Origin of the sequence: Natronospira elongata (assembly GCF_034931365.1) — a bacterium.
Lineage (GTDB): Bacteria > Pseudomonadota > Gammaproteobacteria > Natronospirales > Natronospiraceae > Natronospira > Natronospira elongata.
Map to the genome: position 1 here is coordinate 1 of NZ_JAYGII010000057.1, position 8,610 is coordinate 8,610.

General features: G+C 56.6%; 8 protein-coding genes. 4 read left to right on the forward strand and 4 right to left on the reverse strand.

The window, feature by feature from the left end; translation table 11 throughout:
- Positions 1-110: 110 nt before the first annotated feature.
- Positions 111-1,310, reverse strand: a complete 1,200-nt coding sequence (locus tag VCB98_RS13220; protein ID WP_346053317.1) for an EAL and HDOD domain-containing protein — start codon at positions 1,308-1,310, stop codon at positions 111-113.
- Between the two features lie 206 nt (positions 1,311-1,516).
- On the opposite strand from VCB98_RS13220, the gene VCB98_RS13225 reads away from it, so the two are divergent.
- The 4 genes from VCB98_RS13225 to VCB98_RS13240 all read left to right on the forward strand — a co-directional run bounded on the left by VCB98_RS13225 (position 1,517) and on the right by VCB98_RS13240 (position 7,065).
- Positions 1,517-1,786, forward strand: a complete 270-nt coding sequence (locus VCB98_RS13225) for a late competence development ComFB family protein (protein ID WP_346053319.1) — start codon at positions 1,517-1,519, stop codon at positions 1,784-1,786.
- A 204-nt stretch (positions 1,787-1,990) separates the two neighbouring features.
- The gene (locus VCB98_RS13230) at positions 1,991-5,602 is read left to right on the forward strand and encodes a diguanylate cyclase (protein WP_346053321.1); all 3,612 of its coding nucleotides are present in this window, start codon (positions 1,991-1,993) and stop codon (positions 5,600-5,602) included.
- Positions 5,599-6,111: an alpha/beta fold hydrolase gene (locus tag VCB98_RS13235; RefSeq protein ID WP_346053323.1), complete on the forward strand. Its 513-nt coding sequence runs from the start codon at positions 5,599-5,601 to the stop codon at positions 6,109-6,111. The genes VCB98_RS13230 and VCB98_RS13235 overlap by 4 nt, the downstream gene beginning before the upstream one ends.
- Positions 6,112-6,246: 135 nt before the next feature.
- On the forward strand, positions 6,247-7,065 hold the full coding sequence (locus tag VCB98_RS13240; RefSeq protein ID WP_346053325.1) for a hypothetical protein: 819 nt from the start codon (positions 6,247-6,249) through the stop codon (positions 7,063-7,065).
- 6 nt (positions 7,066-7,071) lie between these two features.
- Here VCB98_RS13240 and gspN read toward each other — a convergent pair whose 3' ends face one another.
- The 3 genes from gspN to VCB98_RS13255 form a co-directional block, all read right to left on the reverse strand.
- Positions 7,072-7,833, reverse strand: coding sequence for a type II secretion system protein N (gene gspN, locus VCB98_RS13245; protein ID WP_346053327.1), 762 nt, complete (start codon positions 7,831-7,833; stop codon positions 7,072-7,074).
- A complete protein-coding gene (locus VCB98_RS13250; protein ID WP_346053329.1) occupies positions 7,830-8,330 on the reverse strand; it encodes a type II secretion system protein M in 501 nt (166 codons plus the stop codon). The genes gspN and VCB98_RS13250 overlap by 4 nt, the downstream gene beginning before the upstream one ends.
- Positions 8,331-8,332: 2 nt before the next feature.
- Positions 8,333-8,610, reverse strand: a 278-nt coding sequence (locus tag VCB98_RS13255; RefSeq protein WP_346053331.1) for a type II secretion system protein L, incomplete at its 5' end; no start/stop codon positions are given.

An 8,610-nucleotide genomic window follows, 5' to 3' on the forward strand; every position in this document is an offset into this window, starting at 1 on the left:
ATGGCCGGGACGGACAGCATTGAGCGAATGGTGAGTCGCGCGGACCAGGCAATGTATCGGGTCAAGAAAGCAGGTCGAGATGGCGTTTCAGCCGCCTAGGGCGCCTCTGATCAGATCATTTGGTTCTGGCTTTGCTGCCATTGCAAAGCCGACAGATAATGCTGGCGGACTTCTTCCGCCGTGAGCTTGGGTAAATGCAGGCCACTCGGGTCCGCCACTTCATAAGCCAATACATTATTGAGAATCTCGCCGGTTGGGCCGACGCCCTCGATCAATGCTTTTTTTATATCCTCAGCCAGGGGAAGTCGGGTAAGAATTTCCTCCATGGGACGATCCAGCAGAGCATCCAGGCCGGAAAACAGGCCGGCCATGAAGCATGCGTCAGCCAACTCGGGAGATAAATCATTCGCCAGAAGTTCGGCCATTTTTGCGCGAACGAGCAATAATTTGACGAGTTCCTCTGGTTTATCCGTTGCATTACAGAGAGAGACAATCGAGGCCCAGCGCTTTAGCTCCTTCATGCCGAGCATCATAATGGCTTGCCGTACAGACCTTATTTCAAAGCTGCGCTGGTAATAGGCGGAGTTGATGTAGCGCAAGAGCTTGTAACTTAAGGAGAGGTCTCGGCTTATGACTGCTTCCAGCTCAGGGATTTCTGCGTCCGGATCGTGGATCTTGGAGAGAAGCTCAATGATGGCGAGCCGCTCTGTGGACAGAGTGGTATCGCTGGATATGTCGGGTCGGCTGAGGAAAAAGCCCTGATACAGGTCACAGCCCAGAGAGCGACAGTGCTCTAGTTGAGGGCGGTCCTCGATCTTCTCGGCCAGGACAGTGAGGTCATAACTCCGAAACTTCTTGATTAAATCCTCTGCACCATCACCTAGGAGAACTGGCATTTCCAGCTTGACTATATCCACAAGCTCAAGCAGGGGTTCAGTCTCCCGGGAATAGTTATAGTCATCTAGTGCGAGGGTGTATCCCTGCTTCTTCAAGCGCTGGACCGCGGCAAGGAGTTCATCATCAACGGAAACGTCTTCGAGGATTTCTATGACGGTGCGATCAGAGGGAAGGGGCAGCGGGCCGGATTCCACAAGGAAGCGTCGGGTCAGATTGATGAAGGCCGTTGAGTCTCCCACCAGGTCCTGAAGGCCGAACACGGTAAAGGTGCTCATTATGACTTCCGAAGTGGCACTGTCACCGTCGTTTACCTGAGCGGTCTCGGTGATGCCTGATCGGAACAGCAACTCATACCCATGCAGCGAGAGATTCTTGCGGAATATGGGTTGCCTCGCGATAAACACGTTTTCCATGCATGGCTCCCTGCAAGCCGTGCCGTTGAATGCCCGGCCGTAGAGTCATCCCTGAGAACGGGCAGATCATGAGGCGAGTATATGACGACGGCATGGAAAATGCAGCACCATGGCTGGCAGTTGGGACGAGTGTGTCATATTGTTGGGATAAATGGGCCTAATGTCAGCTTATATCTGCCCGAAGCATGTCTTGCTGGGAGGTGTGCATGTTTGAAATCGGCAATTACTACGAGCAATTGGTCAAGGATTATCTCTGGAAGCAGATGGAGCGACGAAGCGATCGACCGGCGCAGGGCTATCTGGAGGACGTGGTCTGCCTGGCCCTGAACCGGCTCCCACCCCGTTATGTCCGCCATACCGTGGATCTTGGCTCCCATTTGAGTGACGAGGAATACGCCCAGATGGAACAGCAGGTTGCCACGGCAGTTGATCAGGCCATTGCCCAGGTCCAGGCCCGTCCGCGCCATCGGCAATGATCCCCGTGCTTGGATTTGGGCAAAATAGCCCAAGCGGCGACGGGGAGGTCTGGAGAGCTGTCATTGGCAGGCCAAGCCCCCTATCATTGGAGGCGGGGGGAGGTAGCTGGTCTCAGGTCGGGATTATCCTGAACAATCCTGTTAAGGCCGCCTGTTGAATTGCTGCCCATGGGATCTTCTTGGGGGCTTCCTGGAAAGTTAAAGATGAATTTAGCGACTGATATGGATTGCCAGGTTCCTGGGCAGCAAGCAGCTGCTGGAGACGCTGGCGGCGAGCGTGTTCTGAAACTCACGCTCCTTGTTGTGCTTGGGTGTTTGTTTTGCGTCTGGTTTTCGGCTCTTCACGCCAACACGGGCTTCGTGCGTTTCGAGAGTCTCACCATTGAAGATGGCCTCGGCCAAAACACCGTCGGCAGTCTGTTGCAGGACAGTCGTGGTTTTATCTGGCTAGGTACGGAAGCGGGACTACAGCGCTACGACGGTCAAGAGTTTCGGACGTTCCGTCATGATCCGGCAGAGCCTGATTCTCTGGCGGACAATTTCGTTATTTCTTTGGCCGAAGGGCCGGATGGCAGCATCTGGGTGGGTACCATGGCTGGCGGTATTCATCGGCTGGATCAAGCCAGTGGCCGCATGGAGAGAATCCGGGTTCGGGGCGCGGAGCCCGACACGCACGGTCTGATCTGGGCGATTCACGTAAATGATCGCGGTGATGTCTGGGCCGCCACCCAGGACGGCGCTCTGTACCGAGCGGCAGATCAAAATGAGTTTCGGGTTTTGGCGCCCGAAGTCCCTATGGCGGAAATCGTGGATGGCCGTCGACCCATTGCCGCGCCCTTTGTGGCTGTTACTGAGGATGTTCACGGCGACATCGTATTCGGAACCGCCGATGGCCTGGTGCGCCTGAATGACGACATGGAGTTTGTACCGTGGGAAAAGACTACCATCGGGGATTCTGTGCCCAGCGGCTTTTTTGTTTCCGCTCTCAACGTTGATCGGCAGGGCAATCTCTGGGCTGGCGGAGCCGGTAGCGTGTTCCGAGTTTCCTCTGGGGGCAGGGTAGAGCAGTTCGGTGAGGATCATCCACTGGGCCAAGCCGCCCTGGATACGGCCATCTGGGCGATTGACCAGGATCCCGAGGGGTATCTTTGGTTTGCGACTTTCTCCAGTGGCCTGTGGCGCTACGACCCGGATCAGGAAAGCTTGATGCAATTCCGGGGAGATCCGTCCATGCCACGAGGACTTGCCGAAGATAACCTGATGACAGCCATGGTGGACCATAGTGGTCTACTGTGGATTGGTACCGAATCACATGGGGCACAGCGGCTCAATCCTCAGGCCTTGCGTTTTGGCCAGTTCGGGCATCACCCGATCAAGGAAGACAGCCTGCCTCATCCGGTGGTTTGGGCGATAGAGAACAAGGGCGACAAGCTCTGGGTGGGAACCCAGGAGGGCCTGGCGGTAATGAACTGGCCCGACACCGAAGAGGCGAGCCAGGTTAGGCGCTTCCACGGGCGCAGTGATGAAGAAACCCGCTCTCTTCAAGCCTCCCATATCAGCGGCATTCGAACTGATTCAAAGGGCGGGCTTTGGGTGGCCACACTATCCGGTCTTTGGTACGGACAGGATGACCCCAATGCAGAAGACGGGATGGAGCTGGCTCCAGTCAATGTGGCTGAGGCCTTGGGTCAGGACTATGCGGTGCCGATACCAGGTATCACTGTCGATAGCTACGGGAATCTGCTGATTGCCTGGGAAGAATCCATTGCCGCCCGTTTTGCCGACAACGAACGTTGGGAGGTCCTGCTAGATGCAGAAGAACTTCGCCTTGGCTATATCCATGCAATCTGGCTAAGGAATGACAGCGATTTGTGGATATCGGGGGAACATGGCCTGTTGCTCTATGACCTGGCTGCGGATCGACCCCGTTATCTCATTGCTGGTGATGATCGCAGTGGAGAGGCTGAACATATATCCTTGCGACATGGTGGGGTGTTTGGTTTTGATCAAGCTGAAGACGGAAGCGTCTGGCTGGGCTCTCAGACCGGTCTTTATTGGGTGAACCTGGATGCCGGCGAATGGCGACGTTACAGCCAGGGCGATGGCATGCCAAGCGATTCCGTCTACGCCGTTGCCCTGGATTCCAGTGGCTACGTCTGGGTAAGCACCGCCCAGGGTCTGACTCGGCTTGACCCGTTGAGTGAAGAGTTTATCAGCTTCGATGTCAGTGATGGCTTGCAAAGCAATGAGTTCAATGGCGGCGTTGTCGCGAAGCTGGAAGATGGACGTCTGGCATTTGGTGGCTTGAACGGGATCAACGTATTTCGGCCTGAGAAAATGGAGATGCGCTCGCCACCCCCTCCAGTTTCGATCACGGCGGTTCAGGTTGGCGATCGTTTGATAGATGACCTTTTGTTGGGTTCGGATACGCAGATTACCGTTCCTCATTACGATAATTTCATCACCGTTGATTTTAGCGCCCTGGACTTTCGCAACCCCCGAAAGAACCGTTTTCAGTATCGCCTTGATGGCTTTGATGAAGACTGGCGTGATGCGGCCCGGTTCAATCAAGCCATTTATACGAATCTCCCGCCTGGGCATTACACATTGCAGGTAAAGGCGGCCAACAGTCTTGGTGTCTGGAACGAGGAGGGCGAAAGCTTGCGGTTACGGGTAGAAGCAGCCCCGTGGTGGCAACCTCTGGCTATAGTCGGATACTTTATCCTGGCTTTTCTTGTTACCGCTTTTCTATTTCGACTTTATCTCCGCCGCCTGGCTCGGGAGCGGTTGATCGACCGTGAAAGGGAGCGAAGGGAATTGTCCGAGCGTCTTCAACGGGTAACCGCCCGGCTCGCGGCATCTGTCGACCCCGAACGGGTACTGGACCGCTTGCATGAGAACCTCGTGGACCTGGTTGACGTGGAGGCGATGGTCCTGTTCACGGACAACGGTGAGCATTACGACCTGAATGGGGAACGTGGCAATGAGCAAGCGATTAAATCGCTCAGCAAACTTCCAACCCGCTTGAGTGCGGCTGTCGACCGTGCAAAGCAGAGTGGCCGGGTTGAACTGCTAGAAGAAGGTGAGTTGATAATGCTCGCCTATCCACGGCCTGGCGACTCCAGTGCGGTTCTCGTGCCTTTGCGGGTCAGTGGTGCCCGGTATGGATTCCTGGCCCTGGGGAGACAAGGTCCTGCCTTCAATCATCAGGAGCGAGAGTTGTTGTCTGTTGTGGGGACCCAGGCCATGGTTGCTCTGGAGAAGGCCAATCTATTCGCGAGGGTAGAGGAGCTTGCAACCACGGATGGCCTGACGGGGTTATTTAATCGTCGCCATATCGAGACACTTGCCCTGGAAGAGCTGGCAAGAGCCGAGCGATACAGTCATGGAATGGCTTTGTTGATGATTGATATTGATCATTTCAAGACGATCAACGACCGTTATGGCCATGACGAGGGAGATCTCTGCCTCAAGCGCTTTGCACGGCTGTTGACCGACGAAACCCGCCGCTCTGATCTGGTCGGGCGGTTTGGCGGTGAGGAATTCATGGCCGTCCTGCCGGAAACAACCCGAGACAAGGCCGTGGAAGTCGCCAATCGAATCCGGGAGCGGGTAACCCAAACTGCCTTTTCTGATCATGTTCTGGAAGGGGACTTGAGCGTCAGTATCGGCATGACGATACGCAAGTCTGGTGAGAACAGTCTGCAGGATATGATTCGCCGGGCGGATCGGGCGCTCTATCAGACCAAGAGAGGTGGCCGGAACCAGGTGGTGATAGCCACAAAGGACGATGACGCGAGCGGGAGCGTGGAGTGATTGAAGTCGTCTATTTCGCCCATGGGATGGAAAGTGGCCCATGGGGCAGCAAAATTCGCCTGTTGGCTGATATTGCCACTAATCGTGGTTTGACAGTGGAAAGTCCTGACTACTCTCACACCCGGGATGGCCGGGAACGGGAGGCGCAACTTTGCCGTCTCCTGGAAGAAGACTCCCGTGCCCGATTATTGGTTGGCTCAAGTATGGGAGGGTGGGTGTCCTGTCGAGCGGCGAATCAGCACCCACCAGTAGGGCTGTTCCTGATGGCACCGGCGTTTGAGATGCCTGAGCACCCCTCGGCCATGATTCCGGATGGCGTCCCAACCTGGATTATTCACGGTTGGGACGATGATGTGGTGCCTCCCAAGCAGAGCCTGGATCGCTCGGTTGGCCACCGCCTACTGTTGGTCCCGGATGGTCATCGATTGGGCGCGACCTTTGGTGAGCTGGGAGGATTTTTCGCCAATTGTCTGGATACCTTGGGCGCCATTGAGTCGTCTCCGCATTGACAGGAACCCCCTGCTGTGGTTCTGTAGAGAAAATCCACTTTAACTAGAACTGATAAGTTGTTGTTTTCGGGTGTCAAATCCCAGAGATCTAGTGACTTTTCATTGACTCAGGGTGTGACAAGGGGGGTTTAAGTAGTGGCGACGAGGGATGTTGGCGCCAAACAGCTCGCAATGTATGCGGACAACCCGGTTCGCTACTGTAATTTGCGAGGGCAGGTCGAAGGTCGCGGCAGTGCCGGGGCCAACGATGATGATCGCACTGTGAAAACAGATTTCCTGCGACGGGTGTTATTCGGCTTGGCACTTGCCGGCGCCTTGATAGCGCTGATTGCCCTGCACGACTTTATCGCGCTTACCGACATTCAGGTTTTGGGAGTGGACGATCTGGCCACGCTTGGCTTGATGGTAGCGGGACTGGCAATGCTTGTAGGGGGTATCTGGTGGGGCTTGAAGCGCGGTGGCTTGCATCGCAAGCGAGAACTCTGCGAGCGCTTCGAGTTGGATCCCGATCAGCATCGCCTGATTGCCGCGTCTATCATGGGTAACACGGGACGCCAGTTTCGCGCCGACGACCTCATGGCGGTGCCTCACGCTGTTTTCCTCCGGAAGGGTGCCAGCAAGTCCTACCATGTCGCTTTACTGCTCAGTCGGCCCTATTCCGGCAAGGTCCATGACTCTGACCTTTTCCGCCTGACCCTCCACATGGGCATCATTCGGCGAGTGATGGGTGTGCGAACCGTGACCGGTTCGATTCGCTATGCCGGCAAGTTGGTCAAGGTAGCCTACAGTGACTCGCTCTATAATTCCTTGCGTAATCTGGCGGCTGAGTATCGCGAGTCGGTGAAACGCTGGTGGCCGGAAAACCGCATGTCATTGCGTCACCGCCAGCGGGTTGCCGCCGGCAAGGCAGTGGGGGCCAATACCAAGGACTGGCCCGATGACTATTTCATGTGATCCGGGTCAGAATACCCGGCCGCCAAAGCGAACCGGATAGAGGCCGCCCTCATCCTGCTCTCCAAGATACTGCAGGGCGCCGGCCAGGTTCGCCGGCGCATGCTCTCTCGCCCCGATTCTGGCCTCTAGCTCATAACGCCTTTCTTCCGCCCGATAGTCGATATTGCCCTGAACCCTGAAAGGCCCGTCGTCACCGACGTCCGAGAAGTTCACTTCGAATTCAGCGGACTGACCATTGGCATGACCGGTGAAGTTCCCCAATTCATGACGCCCCATGAGGTTGAGGACCAGATCGAAGACTCTCAGGTCCACTTCACCCTGCTGCAGGGTATCGCCCAGAAGGACCAGATCGCGGGCCTGGAAGCCGGCTTCCCCATGGATGCTGTCGGCTGCTTGATTGAATACGGGCGCAAAGGGGGCCAGGGGAATACTGAGCCCGGTTGCTTCCGGAATCTCAATGCGACCACCTGGGCGCATGACGATGCGGGCGTCTACATTGCCACGCTCAATCTCAAGGTTTATATCGGCATCGAGCCGGCCCAGGAGGAGACGGGAGGCACGCAGATTCCATTCAGCCGGCCCAAGGCGCATGGGACCTGCCTGAATCTGGCCGATACGACCGTTCCAGATTGTCCCGCTGGTGGCTTGAAGGCTGAGTTGCTCGTGCTCCGGGGCCAGGGTGGGAATCAATGACGCCGGTGTTTTCGCGATCAGAAAGAACAGGAATGCACCGATACCCACAAGGGAGAAGAGTAGGCCTCGCTTCATGCTCCCTCCCGTTCCAGTGTCAGGGCAACGTTGACGCGACCGGACTGATTGGTCTGATCAAAGGTTACTCGGGTGACTTCGATACCGTGCTCGGACTCCAGCGCCTGCAACCATTTCAGGGTGTAGTCGAAGCGTGCCGACTCCATCCGTACTCGCACGGAGTGATCTCCATCAGGAGTGATCTGGCGCACGGCCCGGCCGAGCTCTGCCTCCTTGGATGTGCTGTCCACGATGCCGAACAGGCTCTGTCCACTGCCGGCCGTGGTCTGGCGTCCGGCACGCTCCAGGGCCTGGATTTCGGCCGCGGCGCCTTGCATCCAGGCCAGCAGCTCTCGCTGTTCCTCGGCTTGCGTCATGAGATCCTGACGATGATCCAGGTAGGGTTCCACCAGCAACAGGTAAATCCCGCTGACTGACACCAGGACGGCGCACACTGTAACCATCCAGCGCTCACGCTGTTCAAGTCCTTCAAACCAGTCACGCAATGAATCAAACATCCTTAATTCCCCCTCAGGCGGACTTGCAGGCGGCCGTCCACATGATCATCGCGGGTGTTGGCGGACTGAATGGTGGCCTCATAGCGGTCACTGGCGGCAATGGCATCGCGAAAGGCATCCAGGGCGGAGGCCTCGGACACCCGAATATTGATATCAAGCACGCCAGGGCGATAACTCAGGCCACGCAGACTGCCGTTCTGCAGCTCACTCATGCCTTCCCCCATGGCTGCCAGGGTGGGGAGGAAGTCGCCTTCCACGCCGCCACCCCGCAGGGCATTCA

Coding starts and splice junctions, on each gene's coding strand:
- VCB98_RS13220 (WP_346053317.1), bottom strand. CDS start 1,310: ATGGAAAACGTGTTTATCGCGAGGCAACCCATATTCCGCAAGAATCTC.
- VCB98_RS13225 (WP_346053319.1), top strand. CDS start 1,517: ATGTTTGAAATCGGCAATTACTACGAGCAATTGGTCAAGGATTATCTC.
- VCB98_RS13230 (WP_346053321.1), top strand. CDS start 1,991: ATGAATTTAGCGACTGATATGGATTGCCAGGTTCCTGGGCAGCAAGCA.
- gspN (WP_346053327.1), bottom strand. CDS start 7,833: ATGAAGCGAGGCCTACTCTTCTCCCTTGTGGGTATCGGTGCATTCCTG.
- VCB98_RS13250 (WP_346053329.1), bottom strand. CDS start 8,330: ATGTTTGATTCATTGCGTGACTGGTTTGAAGGACTTGAACAGCGTGAG.